At 47.3% G+C, this 18,491-nt stretch carries 12 protein-coding genes and 4 tRNA genes; 13 read left to right on the top strand and 3 right to left on the bottom strand.

Going from position 1 to position 18,491, the window contains the following annotated elements:
* Positions 1–71: 71 nt before the first annotated feature.
* Both UF06_RS01445 and UF06_RS01440 read left to right on the top strand, forming a co-directional pair.
* The gene (locus UF06_RS01445; RefSeq protein WP_045568854.1) at positions 72–839 is read left to right on the top strand and encodes a nucleotidyltransferase; all 768 of its coding nucleotides are present in this window, start codon (positions 72–74) and stop codon (positions 837–839) included.
* A gap of 85 nt (positions 840–924) precedes the next feature.
* Entirely contained in the window at positions 925–3,009 is a 2,085-nt protein-coding gene (locus UF06_RS01440; protein ID WP_045568853.1) for an EAL domain-containing protein, read from the top strand.
* A 10-nt stretch (positions 3,010–3,019) separates the two neighbouring features.
* Here UF06_RS01440 and UF06_RS01435 read toward each other — a convergent pair whose 3' ends face one another.
* Positions 3,020–5,383: a DNA polymerase II gene (locus UF06_RS01435; RefSeq protein WP_045568852.1), complete on the bottom strand. Its 2,364-nt coding sequence runs from the start codon at positions 5,381–5,383 to the stop codon at positions 3,020–3,022.
* Between the two features lie 356 nt (positions 5,384–5,739).
* Here UF06_RS01435 and uvrY point away from each other — a divergent pair, with 356 nt between their 5' ends.
* From uvrY to nspC, 10 genes are all read left to right on the top strand, one after another.
* Entirely contained in the window at positions 5,740–6,384 is a 645-nt protein-coding gene (gene uvrY, locus UF06_RS01430) for a UvrY/SirA/GacA family response regulator transcription factor (protein WP_039425820.1), read from the top strand.
* A gap of 2 nt (positions 6,385–6,386) precedes the next feature.
* Entirely contained in the window at positions 6,387–8,219 is a 1,833-nt protein-coding gene (gene uvrC / locus UF06_RS01425; RefSeq protein WP_082069525.1) for an excinuclease ABC subunit UvrC, read from the top strand.
* Between the two features lie 46 nt (positions 8,220–8,265).
* The gene (pgsA, locus tag UF06_RS01420; RefSeq protein ID WP_039434394.1) at positions 8,266–8,823 is read left to right on the top strand and encodes a CDP-diacylglycerol--glycerol-3-phosphate 3-phosphatidyltransferase; all 558 of its coding nucleotides are present in this window, start codon (positions 8,266–8,268) and stop codon (positions 8,821–8,823) included.
* Between the two features lie 249 nt (positions 8,824–9,072).
* Positions 9,073–9,146: transfer RNA gene (locus tag UF06_RS01415), tRNA-Cys, on the top strand.
* A 3-nt stretch (positions 9,147–9,149) separates the two neighbouring features.
* Positions 9,150–9,225 (top strand) — tRNA-Gly (locus tag UF06_RS01410).
* Positions 9,226–9,286: 61 nt separating this feature from the next.
* Positions 9,287–9,373, top strand: a tRNA-Leu gene (locus UF06_RS01405).
* A 14-nt stretch (positions 9,374–9,387) separates the two neighbouring features.
* Positions 9,388–9,463: transfer RNA gene (locus tag UF06_RS01400), tRNA-Gly, on the top strand.
* Positions 9,464–10,003: 540 nt separating this feature from the next.
* Positions 10,004–12,883: a pyridoxal phosphate-dependent class III aminotransferase gene (locus UF06_RS01395; RefSeq protein WP_045568850.1), complete on the top strand. Its 2,880-nt coding sequence runs from the start codon at positions 10,004–10,006 to the stop codon at positions 12,881–12,883.
* A gap of 15 nt (positions 12,884–12,898) precedes the next feature.
* The gene (locus UF06_RS01390) at positions 12,899–14,143 is read left to right on the top strand and encodes a carboxynorspermidine synthase (RefSeq protein ID WP_045568849.1); all 1,245 of its coding nucleotides are present in this window, start codon (positions 12,899–12,901) and stop codon (positions 14,141–14,143) included.
* 77 nt (positions 14,144–14,220) lie between these two features.
* A complete protein-coding gene (gene nspC, locus UF06_RS01385; protein WP_045568848.1) occupies positions 14,221–15,354 on the top strand; it encodes a carboxynorspermidine decarboxylase in 1,134 nt (377 codons plus the stop codon).
* Positions 15,355–15,443: 89 nt separating this feature from the next.
* Here nspC and UF06_RS01380 read toward each other — a convergent pair whose 3' ends face one another.
* Together UF06_RS01380 and UF06_RS01375 are read right to left on the bottom strand one after the other, a co-directional pair.
* On the bottom strand, positions 15,444–15,956 hold the full coding sequence (locus tag UF06_RS01380) for an ACT domain-containing protein (protein WP_045569016.1): 513 nt from the start codon (positions 15,954–15,956) through the stop codon (positions 15,444–15,446).
* Between the two features lie 194 nt (positions 15,957–16,150).
* Positions 16,151–17,062: a DUF3943 domain-containing protein gene (locus UF06_RS01375; RefSeq protein ID WP_045568847.1), complete on the bottom strand. Its 912-nt coding sequence runs from the start codon at positions 17,060–17,062 to the stop codon at positions 16,151–16,153.
* Between the two features lie 171 nt (positions 17,063–17,233).
* On the opposite strand from UF06_RS01375, the gene UF06_RS01370 reads away from it, so the two are divergent.
* Positions 17,234–18,469: a CinA family nicotinamide mononucleotide deamidase-related protein gene (locus UF06_RS01370; protein ID WP_045568846.1), complete on the top strand. Its 1,236-nt coding sequence runs from the start codon at positions 17,234–17,236 to the stop codon at positions 18,467–18,469.
* The last annotated feature ends 22 nt before the right edge of the window (positions 18,470–18,491 follow it).

The raw sequence follows: 18,491 nt of genomic DNA, 5'->3' as shown, positions 1-18,491 counted from the left end.
GCGCTTGATTCCGTGGGCTAACTGGGCGAAGATTGCCTAAACATCATAATTATCAAGAATCTAAACTGGTTATGACCTTACCTGTAATCGATCCAAAAACACCTTTTCAACCTGAATTTCAACCAGTTATCAATGATGTATTGATGTGTCTCAAAGGTGGTCTCGGAGAAAATCTGCACAGTGTTTATGTTTACGGCAGTGTGGCACGCAAAACAGCCATCGCAGGTTTGTCTAACTTGGATCTTGTGGTAGTGACTCACCGCCCATTTACGGCAAGTCGTGCCACGGTTCTCAATACCCTAAAATGGCGTGTGCAAAAGGGCTTTCCTCAAGTGATCGGCGTGGCGGTAAAAACTGCCGAGGTGAAAGACATTGCGTCACTTGATAGCCTGTTCACTTGGGGGTTTATGCTTAAACACTGCTGTGTCTGCGTTTATGGCAATGATTTAGCGGAGTGTTTTGGCGAGTATGTTCCGAGTTGGGAAATTGCCAAGCACTGGAACATGGACGTGGAAGATTGGCTGGCGGTCTATCGCAATAAAATTGTCCGTGCCAATACGTCTGAATTGCTGGTGATAAATCAGAAAATCATCGCCAAGAAGCTGCTGCGAGCCAGTTATTCGTTGATCATGCATAAAGACCAACAATGGTTTGATGATCCGATCGAGTGTGGAAAACACTTTGTGCAATATCATCCAGAAAAATCGGTTGAGATCCGTCGTCTGACGATTTTGCTGTCTGGCAAACTCATAGAAAAGCGTTCGGTGATTGGTTTGTTAGACAGTTTTGGCGATTGGCTTGTGAAGCACTATCAGAAAACTGAATTTAAAATCGGCTAATTGATCGCATTGTCACTAGAGTCGATACCGAATCATCCTGCTTGTGCTAACTTTAATTGGTAAAAGACAATTTTCAGGTGAGCATATGGATAAGCAAGCGGCTGCGCCATTGTATTGGCTCGGATCTGGTTTGAAAAAACGGCTTAAGTCGCTCTCACTATCCTTATTGGCGGTTAGAGAGGGAATGATTTGGCTGATCCCATGCCTGATGCTTTCTGCGTTTGCGCTTTTTTTTGCCAGCATTGGTGAGTTTTTCAGTGGAGGGAGGAGCTGGTGGATAGCCACCCTTTACGACATTCATAACGCTATCGCGACTTTTTTCCCCTACTTGATGACCGCGGCAATTTCTTACGTATTGGCGATGCAATGGAAACTTGCTCGTCCACCTATGGCGTTGTTATCCATGTTGTTTCTTTTGATTGTCAGCCAAATTGTGCCCGAAGAGCGCACGATGCAAATGTTTCATATCGTCATTGCCATTATTACTCCACTTTATGCTGTGCCGATCTTAGCCCGTTTGCAACATGTGCCACAATTGCGCATTACCTCTTCTGAAAGTGGCGGCAAGTTGGTCAAAGAGTCATTGAATTTGGTGTTTCCAGCCTTACTCACGGCCGCAATTGTGCTCACAATCAACTACCTGCTCTTTAGCTTGCTGAGCCTGACTGTCGCTTTTCAGCAGATCGGCCTAGATTACGCCAATGAACCGTATCAATTTGGTATGCTGTTCAGTGCGCTCAACTCAGGGCTGTGGTTTTTAGGGATCCATGGCTATTACTCTTTGCTACCGATGGTGGACCTGCTTCAGCAAGCCAGCCAACTCAACTATTCCACCTTTGTGGCTGGTGGGGAAGGCCAATACATGATGAACCTGTCTCTGATGGGGACGTTCGTTTTTATTGGTGGCAGTGGAGCGACACTCTCGCTGGTGGTGGCACTGTTACTGTTTTCTAAGCAAAAAAGTCACCGATTGATCGCCTTGGCATCGATCCCAATAGGGCTCATTAATGTCAATGAAATCTTGCTCTTTGGTCTGCCAATTATCTTGAACCCTAGGCTGTTTTTGCCCTTTTTGATCACGCCAGTGGTGAATGTGGTTGTTAGCATGCTTGCGGTGGAAAGTGGTTTTATTGCCGTTCCGAGTGCAAGTGTCCCTTTTAATGCCCCTATTCTTGTCAATGCGTGGTTAGCCACATCGGGAGATCTCAATGGGATTCTACTGCAACTGTTGAATATTCTGCTTGGTGTAGCGATTTATTACCCAGCAGTGCGAAGTCTGAATCGCTTGTATAGTAATCAGGCGATCAAAATTCATTTCCTCGATACGGTGTATGTACGCCGCCAAGAAGAAGCGGAAACGCTTAAAGAGGATCCCATTGCCACCGCCAATGACAGAGCGCGTCGTGACCGAGAAATCGAGAAAAAATTGGAACACATTGGCAGTAAAGAATTTTGCGTAGAGTACCAACCGCAAGTGTCGGCAGAAAATGGTCGCGTGGTTGGTTGTGAAGCCCTAATTCGAGCAACAGAGCCCGATGGCACATTGATTTATCCTGGTGCTTTTCTTCCTTGGCTCGAGGTGGCGGGGTTAATGAAAGAGGTGGATTTATGGGTGCTAAAAAAGGTGGTTTCCGATGTTCAGCAGTGGAATCGCAGTGAAATATACATCCCAGTCAGCATTAATATTACCCCTGATTTTTTGGTTGATCAGGAGTACATGGAAAAGTTGGAGTACATCATTGCGCCTGTGGCGTCACAAGTCCATATCGAGATCACAGAAGAAACGCTGTTGGTTGACGAGCAAATGCTGGCAATCTCGTTCAACCGCTTGCATCAGTTAGGCGTGGAAATATCGATAGACGACTTTGGTACCGGATTTTCATCGCTCTCTTATCTCAATCGCTTTGACGTTGATGCGATAAAGATTGACCGTTCGTTTGTTTTAGCGCTTGGTAATGAGAAGGGTAAGAAAGTCTTTATGAGTTTGCTGTCGGTCGCCGAGCAGCTCAAGTTAAAAGTCGTGGTGGAAGGGGTTGAATCGAAACAGCAGTTAGGCCACATTCCGATCCGCGATCATATTTCGGTGCAAGGATGGTACTATAGCCGCTCCCTGCAATACGTTGATTTTATTCACTACTGCAAAAAAGCGAACAATATCAAAAGCCTATAGACGTTGCTGACTAGAATAGCCCTAGTTGTGGCGCTGCGAGTTGGTCAAAATCCATGTCGATAAACGGGAGAATCGCATTTGCCACCGGTTTCAACTGTTTGTCGATATAATGCTGATAATCAACGGCGCTTGAGCGGTAATCTCTTGGCTCTGGGCCGTTGACCGTGATCAGATACTCAATCAACCCCTTGTTCTGGTACTGCAAAGGGCGGCCTAAACGGGCGTTCATCTCATCGGCAAGACGTGCTGCTCGAACTTGCGGTGGCACATTCTTTTGATATTCGTGTAATTTACGTCTTAACCGTTTTTGATAGACTAAATCGCAGTCAAAATCGCCATTTTGTGTTTGTTCTACGGTGTGGCGAACGTAGTCCGTCGGGTCTTCGCCATGAAATATCATCATGTAGAGCTGCTGCTGGAACTTTTGTGCTAGTGGCGTCCAGTCGGTTCGCGCACTCTCTAGCCCTTTGAATACAATGCTTTCGTTTTCTCTTTCACCGATCAGCCCTGCGTAGCGCTTTTTCGAGCCCGTTTCCGCGCCCCGAATGGTTGGCATGAGAAACTTGCGATAATGGGTTTCATATTCCAGCTCCAAAATCGAAGTGAGGTTGAATTCTTGCTGAAGATGTCGTTTCCACCACTGATTGATGTCCCGCACCAGCGATTGGCCAATCGCATCCGCTTGTTGTTGGCTATAAGCGCCATTGAGTGAAACAAAAGTAGAATCGGTATCGCCGTAAATCACCTGATAACCTTTTGCCTCAATCAACTTGCTGGTCTGTTTCATGATCTCGTGACCGCGCATGGTAATGCTAGACGCAAGCCGCGTATCAAAGAAGCGGCAACCCGAGGAGCCGAGCACACCATAAAAGGAGTTCATGATGATTTTAATCGCTTGGGAGAACGCCTTCTCATTGTTCTTTTTCGCTACATCACGAGCGGCCCAAAGTTGTTCGATCATCTCGGGCAAAAAATGTTGGCTACGATGAAATTGCCCCCCGCGAAAACCGGGTACGGCTTGATGTGCCTCTTTACCCATCTCGAGTTGTAAACCTTCGATAAGGCCGAGAGGATCAATGAGAAAGGAGCGGATGATGGATGGGTATAGGCTTTTAAAATCGAGCACCAGCACCGAATCATACAATCCGGGAAGCGAATCCATCACATACCCGCCAGGGCTAGCTACCCAATTCTCTGGTTGAAGGTTCGGGGCAATATAACCAGCGCGATGCAGTCGTGGCAAATACAAATTGGTAAATGCGGCCACCGAGCCGCCGACTCGATCCAGTTCCACGCCAGTAAGACGGGAGCGTTCGATGGCAAACTCAAGCAAGTGAGTGTGGGCAAAAATGCGATTCACCAAAACACAGTCTTGTAAGTTGTACTTGGCGAGCGAAGGCTTGTCTTCGCGAAACATGGTGTTGATTTCCGCCATGCGATCGTGAACATTGTGGATGGCTTTGCCTTCACCAAGCAGCTCTTGGGAAACGGATTCTAAAGACCAAGAACGGAAATGGTAGGTGGCCGTTTTGAGTGTATCGATGCCGTCTAGCACCACCCGACCGGGAATGGTGATGAAACTCTGCTGACTTTGCGTTGAAGAGCGAGAAAAACTGCTTTGGTTGCCGCGGCCCAAGGTGAGCTTTAGCTTGTGCCATTCAGCCCGTTTGTGCAGTAAACGAAAGTCAAAATCAATCACGTTCCAACCGATGATGACATCCGGATCGAACTGTTCAAACCAGCGAATTAGCCGCTCTAGCAACTGCTTCTCGTCATCTACCCACTCAATGGGCGTGTGTGAATCTTGAGCTTGGCCAATCATGATGACTCGGCTATCCATTGGACTGTCGAGGCCGATAGAGTAGAGGATGCCTTTTTCTGAACATTCAATATCCAGCGACACTACCGAAAGTGTTGGCACATAGTCGCCTTTGCGGCATTTGGCCTGTTTGACGCGAACAAACTTCTCCTGTGACTGGGGCTTGCCGACAAACTCCACCGATCCTTGAATGAAACGCTCCATCAGAAATCGGTCTGCGAGACGAACATCGGCCTCTAGCACGAGGATATCGTGTTGTTGCAGCCAAGCTGCGAGGCTAGTTGACTCTTTTATGGTGGCACAATAGCAGGCCGCCACAGGGTGGTACTCAAAGTTTTTCAGTGGTAGAGGAGTAAGCTGCGCGTGATGCCCGCCCTCCAGAAGCAAGTTTTCGATACGAGGCAGATCACTTTGCAGCACAAAGAACACCGGTTTTTCGCCTTCGATCAGCAGTTGGTGAGGGCCATGTGGCGTGCTCAGCCACAACTCAAGTTGAGTTGTGGCAAATTTATCGCGAGATTGGCGTGTTAGAACGAACCCAGGTGTGGTGGTCAAAATATCTGCCTGTAGATGCTATTGCTCTGCTGATGTTAGCAAAGTCTACAAAAGGTTCAGAACTTTATCGTCAGATAAGCCGTGATTGATGGATAATTGAACATTTACTCTATGATAAACATGATGTAGGTAAAATTACTGAGTATTGGTCATAACTAACAGTCTCCTTTTTAAAACAAAATTGGTAGAGTGACTCGCTATATTCGCGTCTGCATTGAATAAGTCCTTGCTAAAGTTTGCGATTAGGCACATATTCTTAGCAGGCATTTCTGAGGAAATGCGGTAGTATAGGCAAGCGTACTGATATCCACATTTATTGTGGGTGCAGAGCCATTGAATAGTGTGGAGATACAAGTTTGATCAATGTTTTCCTTGTAGATGATCACGAGCTGGTTCGCACAGGGATACGACGTATTATTGAAGACGTCCGTGGAATGAACGTAGCAGGAGAAGCTGATAGCGGTGAGAATGCAGTAAAATGGTGTCGCACGAATCATGCTGATGTCGTTTTAATGGATATGAACATGCCTGGAATTGGCGGCTTGGAAGCGACCAAGAAAATCCTGCGTGTTAATCCGGATGTAAAAATCATCGTCTTGACTGTTCATACGGAAAATCCGTTTCCAACTAAAGTGATGCAAGCCGGGGCCTCTGGCTATTTAACAAAAGGGGCTGGTCCTGATGAAATGGTCAATGCAATCCGCATTGTTAATAGTGGACAGCGTTATATTTCTCCGGAAATCGCACAGCAAATGGCATTGAGCCAGTTTTCGCCAGCGTCTGAAAATCCGTTTAAAGATTTATCAGAGCGTGAACTGCAAATCATGATGATGATCACTAAGGGACAAAAAGTCACCGACATCTCTGAGCAGTTGAACCTCAGCCCGAAAACGGTCAACAGCTATCGCTACCGTTTGTTTAACAAACTGGATATTAACGGTGACGTTGAATTGACGCACCTTGCCATCCGTCATGGAATGCTGGATACCGAGACTCTCTAGTTGTGACCCTTCCTTTCGACTCGGTATCTTTCCTTAAGACAGTGACTCATCAGCCCGGCGTTTATCGAATGTATAACGCCGACGCTGTGGTGATTTACGTCGGTAAAGCCAAAGATCTTAAAAAACGCCTCTCGAGTTATTTTCGTAAGAAAGTCGACAGTGAGAAAACGCGCGCGTTGGTCAGTAATATTGCTAAGATTGACGTCACGGTCACGCATACAGAGACAGAAGCGCTGATCCTTGAGCACAACTACATCAAGCAATACTTACCTAAATACAACGTGTTGCTGCGTGATGACAAGTCCTATCCTTATATCTATGTGAGTGGTCACAAACATCCTCGAGTTTCTCTGCATCGTGGTGCGAAAAAACGTAAAGGTGAATATTTTGGACCGTATCCTGACTCCGGAGCGGTAAGAGAAACGCTGCATCTATTGCAGAAAATTTTCCCGGTGCGTCAGTGTGAAGATACGGTTTATGCTAACCGTACTCGACCATGTCTGATGTATCAGATCGGCCGCTGTGCAGGGCCTTGCGTGAGCAGTGTGATTTCCGATCAAGAGTACGCTGACCTGGTGAATTATCTTCGCCTGTTTTTGCAAGGCAAAGATAATCAAGTACTTGAACTGCTGGTTAGCAAGATGGAAGACGCCAGTGTGGCACTGCGCTTTGAAGATGCTGCTCGTTTTCGCGACCAGATCCAAGCTATTCGTCGAGTGCAAGAGCAGCAATATGTCTCTGAAGACAGTATGGATGATATGGATGTCCTGGGTTTTGCCCAAGAAAATGGCATAGCTTGTATCCATATTTTGATGATTCGGCAGGGTAAAGTGCTGGGAAGTCGCAGCCATTTCCCGAAAATTCCACAAAACACCACAGCGCAAGAGGTATTTGATAGCTTCTTAAGCCAGTACTACCTTAGCCACAATGAAGCGCGAACCGTTCCGACGCGCATTATTCTCAATAAGGATCTGGCGGTGGATGTGGCGGCTATTCAGGAAGCGCTCAGTCAGGTTGCCGGGCGTAAAGTCACTTTTCATGCCAATCCAACTGGGGCGCGTAGCCGTTATCTAAAACTGGCTAATACCAATGCGCTGACTGCTATTACCACGCAAATCAATCACAAGATGACCATCAACCAGCGTTTCAAAGCACTGCGCGAAGTTTTGGGTAAAGAAACCATCCAAAGAATGGAGTGTTTTGACATTTCGCATACCATGGGGGAAAGCACCATCGCGTCGTGCGTGGTCTTCAACACTGAAGGGCCCGTCAAGCAAGAGTACCGCCGTTACAATATTAGCGGGATTACTGGTGGCGATGACTATGCCGCGATGGGGCAGGCTTTAGAGCGGCGTTATTCGAAACAACTCGACGTGGAAAAAATCCCTGATGTGATCTTTATCGACGGTGGTAAGGGACAGCTAAATCGTGCGCGTGAGATCATTGAACAGTATTGGGGCGATTGGCCCAAACGACCAGAAATGATAGGAATAGCGAAAGGCGTGACACGTAAACCGGGTTTAGAGACCTTAATTACCGTGTCAGGTGAGGAGTTTAACTTGCCAAGTGATGCGCCAGCTTTGCATTTGATTCAGCATATTCGTGATGAAAGTCATAACCATGCGATTGCGGGCCATAGAGCTAAGCGAGGAAAGACGCGTAAAACCAGTGCACTAGAGGGCATTGAAGGAGTTGGACCTAAACGACGCCAAGCATTACTGAAGTATATGGGCGGTTTACAAGAGCTTAAACGAGCCACTGTTGAAGAAATCGCCAAAGTTCCGGGGATTAGCCATTCTTTAGCAGAAATTATCTATCAAGCATTGAAACAATAGTGAAAATCCAGCACCATTAACGCGCAAAGTGTAAGAGAATAATAATATGCGTCTAAATATCCCTAACCTCCTGTCATTAATGAGATTATTTCTCATTCCGGTGTTCGTGGTTGTATTCTATCTTCCTTATTCATGGGCACCGTTTGCGGCAGCGATGGTCTTCTGGGTGGCGGGCTTTACCGATTGGCTCGATGGCATGCTGGCGAGAAAATTGGGCCAAACGTCTCGATTCGGTGCATTTATCGATCCGGTCGCAGACAAAGTGTTAGTCGCGACGGCGCTTATCCTTATCACTGAGCATTATCATACAATTTGGGTGACGATTCCGGCAGTCACGATGATTGCACGTGAAATTATTATTTCTGCCTTACGTGAGTGGATGGCGGAGATTGGCAAGAGGGCAAGTGTTGCTGTCTCTTGGATCGGCAAAGTGAAAACACTGTCACAGATGTTTGCCCTGTGGGTGTTGATTTGGCGCTATGATGACTGGATGATTTGGCTTGGTTATGCAGCGCTTTATATTGCGACATTCTTAACTTACTGGTCGATGGTGCAATACCTGATGGCGGCCAAAGATGACTTACTGAGTGAAGAGAATCACTGAATTTAAGAAAACGGGCGAAAGCCCGTTTTTTATATTTGAAAATAGCCATTCTGGCCCGTTTAAAGCACATTTGTGGTGAAGTCAAAAGCTCATTTTTAAAGACTAACTGCCTTTAAAATAAGCAATTTGCTGTGTTTCGCACACTTTCTGCTCAAACGATTCAAAAAAATAAAAATAGTGTTGACTCAGTGAGATGATTGCGTAGAATGCATCCCGTACCCAAGAGGGAGTTACCTCTTAAGGTTTGAAGGCGCGTTGGCAGAGTGGCTATGCAGCGGATTGCAAATCCGTGGACCTCGGTTCGACTCCGGGACGCGCCTCCATTTGCGACACTAGCTCAGTTGGTAGAGCGCAACCTTGCCAAGGTTGAGGTCACGAGTTCGAACCTCGTGTGTCGCTCCAAATTAAAAGATACGGCGAAAGCGGTATTTATAGATGGTGTCTCCATCGCAAAGATTTGCGTGCCCTGGTGGTGAAATCGGTAGACACAAGGGATTTAAAATCCCTCGACTTTCGAGTCGTGCCGGTTCAAGTCCGGCCCGGGGCACCATTAAAAGACAATATGCGACACTAGCTCAGTTGGTAGAGCGCAACCTTGCCAAGGTTGAGGTCACGAGTTCGAACCTCGTGTGTCGCTCCAAACATTGAACCCAGCAGAAATGCTGGGTTTTTTGTTTGTCTGTTTTCTTCGATTTATCTCTTCTGAAACATTAACTTGTCGACGGAAGCGGAAATTTGTTGGCAAAAAGGATTGCCTGTTGCTTTCTTATTATGATAAATTCGCGCGCAATCTCGGGCAGTAGTCCTGGGGGATACGCGTAGTGACCATTCAGGCTGATTGGGAAACTACGTAGGGTAGGTATCGGCAAAGCCTTTTGTCGATAGACGGGATACTAATGTTGCTTAAGCAGCGGCATGTAAATGGGAAACCCAACGTTGAACTTTTTTAATAATCTCACATTAATCAGCTTCATACTTCCTAAATGCCCTGTATTGCAAAACAGAAGCATTACCGAGCCTTGATTTTTAACACCGACATTTACCATTCGTCGTAATGGTCGCTATTCCGTACCCGTCTTTTTAGACCCAATCGGAAGGCTTGGTCATGTCCCAATCTCGTACTAAAAAGTTACACAGTGCGCAGGGGGCGAGAATCATTTTTTGTTTCAAGGGAAAATGTATGAGCACCGCCTTTGAAGTCGATACTAACGCTATCGCTACAATTTTTTCTTCCCAGGTTCCGATTGTTGAAGGAACTTACGATTTAACTCCGGATCAAGTACTGCTTGATCAAGCCGCGCACGAGTCTGAAGTTCGTTCATACCCTCGTCGTATCCCAATAGCGATTAAGCAAGCATTCGGCTGTTTAGTTGAGGATACTCGTGGTCAGATCTTTCTTGACTGTCTGGCGGGTGCGGGCACTTTGGCGCTGGGTTACAACCATCCAGAAATTAATCAAGCGCTAAAAGAGCAGTTGGACTCGGGTCTGCCATACCAAACACTGGATATCGCGACGACCGCAAAAACCAACTTTATCAAAACAGTAAAAAGTTTCTTGCCACAAGAGCTAGGTGATAACTGTGTCATTCAATTCTGTGGCCCGTCTGGTGCTGATGCCGTCGAAGCGGCTATCAAACTGGCGAAGCAGACGACAGGTCGCAACACCATGTTTGCTTTCCGTGGTGCTTACCACGGTATGACCAACGGCACAATGGGCATGATGGGTAACCTGAATACCAAAGCCCGCCGTACTGGTCTGATGTCTGATGTTCACTTTATGCCTTTCCCTTACAGCCTGCGCTGCCCGTTTGGTTTGGGTGGTGATGAGGGAGCGAAAGCAAGCATTCGTTATATTGAGCGTCTTCTCAATGATGATGAAGCGGGCATCATGAAGCCTGCAGCCATCATCGTTGAGCCGGTTCAAGGCGAAGGCGGTGTGATCCCTGCACCTGCATTTTGGCTGCGTGAACTACGCCGTCTCTGTGATGAACACGGCATGCTATTGATTTTCGATGAAATTCAATGCGGCGTGGGTAAGTCTGGCTACAATTTTGCGTTTGAAGAAGCTGGCATTGTGCCAGATGTTCTGTGCCTTTCTAAAGCAATTGGCGGCGGTCTGCCGATGTCTTTGCTGGTTATTAACAAGCAGCACGATACCTGGCGTCCTGGCGAGCACACGGGCACCTTCCGTGGTAACCAGCTCGCGATGGTTTCTGGCGCGAAAGCACTGGAAATCATTACTCGTGATAATCTGGTTGAACATGCCAACGTGGCGGGTCAATACCTGCGTCACGGCCTAGAGAAAATCCAACAACGTGTGAACTGTATCGCTGAGGTTCGCGGTAAAGGCTTGATGCTAGGTGTGGAAATTCGCAAGCCAGGCAGCGAACTCAACAAATTTGGTGAGCCTGTTTCGGATGGCAAGCTGACACTGGCGATTCAGCGTGCGGCGCTGGAGCGCGGCCTGATGGTTGAAAAAGGCGGTCGTGACGGCTCTGTGATTCGTTTCCTTCCACCGTTGATCATTTCTTTCGAGCAGATCGATTTTGCCCTGCGCGTGCTGGAAGAAGCGATTCTTGCTGCGGGCGGCGAACGTGTTGAAGCAGAGCAGAACCCAGAGTGGAAAAAACACTTCATCCACACTGGTGTCAATGGCAGCAAAGAGTTCGCCTCTGTGATGAACCACACCACAGAAGCAATGAAGTCGGTGTTTGAACAAGTCAGCGCCCCTTACTCAGGAATGGATCCGAAAGCACTTGAGCAAGCGATCTATGCCGTTGATCTAGACAACAAAAACGCTTCATTGAAAGCGGTGATTGACGAAACGGCGGAGCTGGTGGCGAAAAACTCGATTTTCACTCAGCATCCAGACTGTATCGCACACTTACACACGCCTCCTTTGATGCCAGCAGTGGCTGCTGAGAGCATGATTGCGGCGCTAAACCAATCCATGGACTCTTGGGATCAATCGTCTTCGGCAACGTATGTTGAGCAGAAAGTGATTGATTGGCTATGTGACAAATATGAGCTAGGCGAGAAGGCCGACGGCATCTTTACCAGTGGCGGTACGCAAAGTAACCAAATGGGTCTGATGTTGGCGCGCGACTGGATTGCCAACAAGCTGAGCAACCACTCCATCCAAAAGCTTGGCTTACCTGAGTATGCCGATAAACTGCGTATCGTTTGTTCGAAGAAATCGCACTTCACGGTACAAAAATCCGCTTCTTGGATGGGCCTAGGTGAAAAAGCAGTCCTGACCGTTGATGCACATCCAAACGGTACTATGGATGTCAGCAAGCTAGCTGAGGCGGTTGAACAAGCCAAAGCAGAAGGATTGATCCCATTTGCGGTGGTTGGTACGGCAGGTACCACCGACCACGGTGCTATTGACGATCTTAATGCGATTGCTGACGTGGCAGAGCTGCACGACATGTGGATGCACGTCGATGGCGCTTACGGTGGTGCGCTGATCCTCAGCAGCCAGAAACCGCGTCTAAAAGGCGTGGAGCGTGCGCAATCAGTGAGCGTGGATTTCCACAAATTGTTCTATCAAACAATTAGTTGTGGTGCGTTGTTGGTTAATGATAAGCAAAACTTCACTTTCTTGCTTCATCATGCCGACTACCTCAACCGCGAACATGATGAGTTGCCAAACTTGGTTGACAAATCAGTGGCAACAACAAAACGCTTTGATGCATTGAAAGTCTTTATGACTATGCAGAGCGTCGGTCCGAAAGCACTGGGTGCAATGTACGACCACATTCTAGCTCAGACACTGGAAGTGGCTGATCTAGTTCGTCACCATGAAGGCTTTGAGTTACTGGCAGAACCTTCGCTGTCCACCGTTCTATTCCGTGCAACCAACGGAACGGATCTGGATGAACTGAATAAAACGCTAAGACTGGAAGCATTGACTCGTGGTGTAGCGGTCCTGGGTGAAACGATTGTAGATGGTAAGACTGCTCTGAAGTTTACGATTCTTAACCCATGTCTGAAGATTTCAGATTTTGAAGCTTTACTATCTAAAATCAACACTCTAGCGGAAGAGCTAGCGCAATAAAGGTAACGGAAAACAATGGCAATTTTACAGATTGGTGCAGGCGGCGTAGGCTGGGTAATTGCACACAAAGCAGCACAAAACAACGATGTTCTGGGTGATATTACTATCGCTTCTCGCACGCTAGACAAATGCGAAAAGATCATTGAATCGATTCATGGTCGTAACAACCTGAAAGATTCGAGTAAGAAACTACAAGCTCGTGCTGTTAACGCTGATGATGTGGATGCACTGGTTGCACTAATCAAGGAAGTTCAACCTGATCTCGTTGTCAACGCTGGACCTCCTTGGGTAAACCTGACCATTATGGAAGCGTGTTACCAAGCGAAAGTCTCTTATCTTGATACGTCTGTGGCCGTCGACCTATGCAGCGAGGGGCAACAAGTCCCTGAAGCGTACGACGAACAGTGGAAATACCGTGCGAAGTTCGAAGAAGCGGGTATCACTGGCATTCTTGGTGTGGGTTTTGACCCGGGCGTGGTGTCGGTGTTTGCAGCCTACGCGGTGAAGCATCTGTTTGATGAAATCGACACCATTGACGTGATGGACATCAACGCTGGTGATCATGGTAAGAAATTCGCCACCAACTTCGACCCAGAAACAAACCTTTTGGAAATCCAAGGTGACTCGTTTTACTGGGAAAACGAAGAGTGGAAACGCGTACCATGCCACAGCCGTATGATGGAATTCGATTTTCCGAAATGTGGGAACTTCAAAGTGTACTCCATGGCACATGATGAAGTTCGCTCGATGAAAGAGTACATTCCGGCGAAACGCATCGAGTTCTGGATGGGCTTTGGTGACCGCTACCTGAACTACTTCAACTGTATGCGTGATATCGGCCTGCTCAGCCCAGAGCCGTTAACGCTGCAAGATGGCACTGTGGTTCAGCCGTTACAAGTTCTAAAAGCGATGCTGCCAGATCCGACATCTCTTGCACCGGGCTACACGGGGCTAACCTGTATTGGTACTTGGGTACAAGGTAAAAAGGATGGCAAACAGCGCAGCGTGTTTATCTACAACAATGCGGATCACGAAGTGGCTTACCAAGATGTGGAGCATCAAGCGATTGCTTACACCACAGGTGTGCCAGCGATCACCGCAGCGTTGCAGTTCTTCCGTGGTGAATGGGCGGACGCAGGTGTGTTCAACTTAGAACAGCTTGACCCAGATCCATTCCTCGAAACCATGCCAAGCATTGGTTTGAGCTGGGATGTTCAGGAACTGGTTCCTGGACAACCGACCATTCACACACTGAAATAAGTGTGCGTTAAGAATCTTCAGTAATGAACTCAAGCCGGTGCTTTGCGCCGGCTTTATTCCGTTAAAGTGATTGAACAATGAATAAAGAACAATTGAAGACGCCATTTTTCATGATTGACGAAGCGAAGTTGATCCGAAACTTGGAAATTGCCAAACAACTGAAAGAGATCTCAGGCGTTAAGCTCGTTCTCGCTCTGAAGTGTTTTTCCACTTGGGGTGTGTTTGACATCATCAAGCCTTATTTGGATGGCACGACCAGCTCTGGTCCGTTTGAAGTGAAACTTGGCTATGAGAAATTTGGCGGTGAAACGCACGCTTACAGCGTTGGCTACAGTGAAGAAGATGTGCGTGAAGTGGCCGATATGTGCGATAAGATCATCTTCAACTCGCAATCTCAGTTGGCGGCCTATCGTCACATTCTGGAAGGTAAAGCGTCGATTGGCCTGCGTCTTAATCCCGGTGTAAGCTACGCGGGGCAAGATCTGGCAAACCCAGCACGTCAATTCTCGCGACTCGGCGTACAAGCGGATCACATTGATTCGGCGGTATTTGAGAGCATCAATGGTGTTATGTTCCATATGAACTGTGAGAACAAAGATGTCGATGCGTTTATCGCTTTGTTGGATTCGATCTCACAGCGTTTCGGTCAATACCTAGACAAGCTTGATTGGGTCAGCATGGGCGGTGGTGTGTTCTTTACCTGGCCGGGTTATGATGTGGAAAAACTGGGCTTGGCACTTAAGGCATTTGCAGAAAAACACGGCGTGCAGATGTATCTGGAGCCGGGCGAAGCGATCATTACCAAAACAACCGATCTGGTGGTGACCGTGGTCGACATCGTTGAGAACGGTATGAAAACCGCTATCGTCGATTCAGCCACCGAAGCGCACCGTCTGGATACCTTGATTTACAAAGAGCCAGCGTCAGTGCTTGAGGCATCGGAAACGGGTTCACACGAGTACGTGATTGGTTCTTGCTCTTGTCTTGCTGGCGATCAGTTCTGTGTGGCTAAGTTCGATAAACCACTCGAAATTGGCCAACGACTGCACATTCTCGATAGTGCGGGTTACACCATGGTGAAATTGAATTGGTTCAACGGTCTGAAAATGCCTTCGGTTTACTGTGAGCGTACCAGTGGTGAGATCGAAAAACTCAACGAGTTTGGCTATGAAGATTTCAAGCGTTCTCTGTCGTTGTGGTCGGTGAGCTAACTGACTAACTAAGATAGATAGACCAAAAAGACAAAAGAGCAGCCGTTGAGCTGCTCTTTTTGTAGCAGGGTTATCAGAGAACGAAGTGCTTATGACTCTACTATGACCCGTGTATCTTCACTGAGTGATTCAAGCTCATTAGCAACGTCTTCAATGTCGACTTCAGCCGGTAATTTGATCGCAAGGTTTGCGGTAAACAGGCTCGAACTGACACCACCACCGCCAGCAATAAACACGCGTTGACAGTCCATATCGAGAATACTAATGCCTTGACTGTCTAGTACATGAGTGATCTCATTGACGATGCCCGCTCGGTCGTTGGAATCGACACGTAACTGATGGATCGTATCGCTTTTATTGGCTGTTAAATCCGTATCAACAAATTGCACAAGCAAATCAGCGTGAGCGGAAAAAGCCTCTTTGACCAAGGTTTCATTTTGTTTGGGTAACTCAACTTTGATCACTGCCGCCACTTGTTCTTCAATAAAGTTGACTTTGCTAATCAACCATTTACCACCATTTTCGTGCGTGATTGCCGCTAACTGTTTGATGGTCGTCGGTGACGCCTTGCCGATGAAACTCACGATGAATACACTGTTCATAATTTCCCCCTGATACATCAGACAACTCATTGATTCACAGAAATAATCCTTTTCAGATTCAGTGTAGAAGTTTTGCGAACCCACCTGATTTGATGGAGGTCATATTTTCCAACGAATGTGCCAAACCATCCTAAAAACTCTGTAAAAGAGCACAAAAAAGCGGCTCTTTAGCCGCTTTCTTGCAAAGTGTTTAGTTAAAACGTGACTTTAAAGTCCAGTCCATAAAACTGATTGTCGTAGGCGTAGCCCGCATCTAAAGCAAATTTCGCCGCGTCTTGATTGCCAAACCAAGGGTTGGAAGTGAAGTTCACGTCCGCGCTGCCGCCCCACAGATTCGACGCCCAGTGATGAATATGACCCACAGGGTTTAAGAAGAAAATTGAAACATCTCCCGCCAGTTTAGAACCGAGCACTTCACCACCATCGGCTACAATACTCTGTTCTGCCTCAAGCATCATTTCGCCGACGACAGCGCCAAAAAAGGGTGTAATAAAAATATCTTGCCAAGATGGCACTTCAGCAAACGCTTCTACACCATACTCCCAGAAAAAAGTCGACATAGTGGCTGAATAAAGAAATGACTCGAATTCGTTGTAGCCTGCGTGTCGAGCTGCCGTGTAGTACACGCCGCCAAAATAAGGGTGCATGATGTAGTTCAAGACGTGTTCATCCCTGTCCCATACTGGCCCAGAGGTGACGTTGTCTTTCCACTTACTTCCCAAGTTACTCAGATCTCGTGAGTCGTCATCCCATTTGGTGATACTTTGTGGCAATAAAGTCATTAAGCCAACAGTGGCGACGCTTAAACCCAAGATGGTGTAGGTTTGGCCCATCAGATAATCCCAGTCTTTATCTTGCGGGACGATCAAATACTTAGGCTGGGTGTCGGCATCGAGATCGAGCTTAAGCTCGCTCTCGTCCAGAGATAGGAGCTGGGCGTTGTTGAAGCTATACAAGCTATCGTTAACGCAGTACTCTTGAAGACAATCCGTTGCGTAGGTAGTTTCTGTGTGCTTACTGAAATCAAACTGACTGGCCTGGGCTGAAACAGAAGCGGTAAGAAGAAGTCCACTCAAAGCTTTTGTAAGAAGTAATGGCTTTGGCACGAATGTCTCCAGTTTCTTTTGTAAATAATCAAGCGCACGATTATCCCTGAATCTTCTGGGGATGCAAACACCTGTCACAAATTTATCCGAAACAAAGTGCAAGGCTTCGGGTCTAAGAAGAGAAAATTCATAGGGTTGCTTAACAAAGCAGCGAGAAAGAGGAAAAAGAACGTGAAAATTGCCATGTTGAGTACCGGTGAAGAAGTGCTTCACGGCGATATTGTCGACACTAACGCCGCTTGGCTCTCTAGCTACTTGTATGAGCATGGTTTCGCTATGGTGAAACGTGCCACGGTTGGCGACCAGCTATCTGCTCTTACTGAAGAGCTTATGATGTTGAGCTTCAATAATGATGTTGTGATTGTCAATGGCGGTTTAGGTCCCACTACGGACGATTTGAGTTCAGCCGCGGCGGCACAAGCGGCAGATTGTAAACTGGTCTTGTTCAAGGAGTGGTTGCAGCGCATGGAAGTGATGTATAGCCAGCGTGGCAGTAAAATGCCTGAAAGCAACTTGAAACAAGCCATGCTCCCTGAAATCGCACAAATCATTGATAACCCAGTCGGTACCGCCTGCGGGTTTAAAATGCTGATCAATGATGCGGTGTTTTATTTCACTCCCGGCGTACCTAAAGAGTTCAAGGTTATGGTGGAGCAACAAATTTTGCCTGATTTGCAGCGTGATTGGCCAAACAATGTCGCATTCCAGTGCAGCCGTTTGTACACCTTCGGCCTGTCGGAGTCAGCGATATCGGACAAGCTAGATAACTTGAAGCTACCCGCTGGCTATGACCTAGGTTACCGCTCTTACTTACCTTTCATTGAAGTGAAACTTTTTGGCCCTCAGGATGCTTTGGAAGAACGCGTCAGAGTGATGCAACTCATCTACAAGTTGCTTGAAGCGAATGTGGTGAGCGTTGATGAGCCAATGCTTGAACATTTAGGGCATCTATTAGTGGAGAAAGGTTTGACGCTAGCAACGGCAGAACAGTGCAGTTTCGGCTACCTCACCAGTTGGCTGCAAAGCGATGAACAGATCAGCCAGCAAAGTGGCCATAGTTGGATTTTATCGACCCGCGACAGTGAAACGATTGATCACAGCAACCCCCTGGCGGCCACCTTTGCATTAGCTGGGGCTACGCGAGAAAAATGCGCCACGGACATTGCGTTAGTCACGGGGCGGATGGAGGAAAATCGATTCACCATTGCACTTTCAGCACACGGTGGTGAGTGGGGGATGGTACTAGAGTTTAACCGTCCATATGGACGTAAAGAAGCGGTGAAAATCATCAGCGCCGCTGCCGCCGATTTGCTGCGTCGCTATTTAGAGCGTAAACCCATGTTTGGCGATTATTTTTCTCTGAAGAAAACCAAAGAGATGTTTTTACCAAGCAGTGTGGTGAAATAAGCACTGTTGGTCGTCATGTAAA

It is taken from the genome of Vibrio sp. S234-5 (assembly GCF_000960595.1).
Lineage (GTDB): Bacteria > Pseudomonadota > Gammaproteobacteria > Enterobacterales > Vibrionaceae > Vibrio.
The sequence above is the reverse complement of the archived record's forward strand: the minus strand, read 5'-3'. Positions and strand labels throughout refer to the sequence as shown.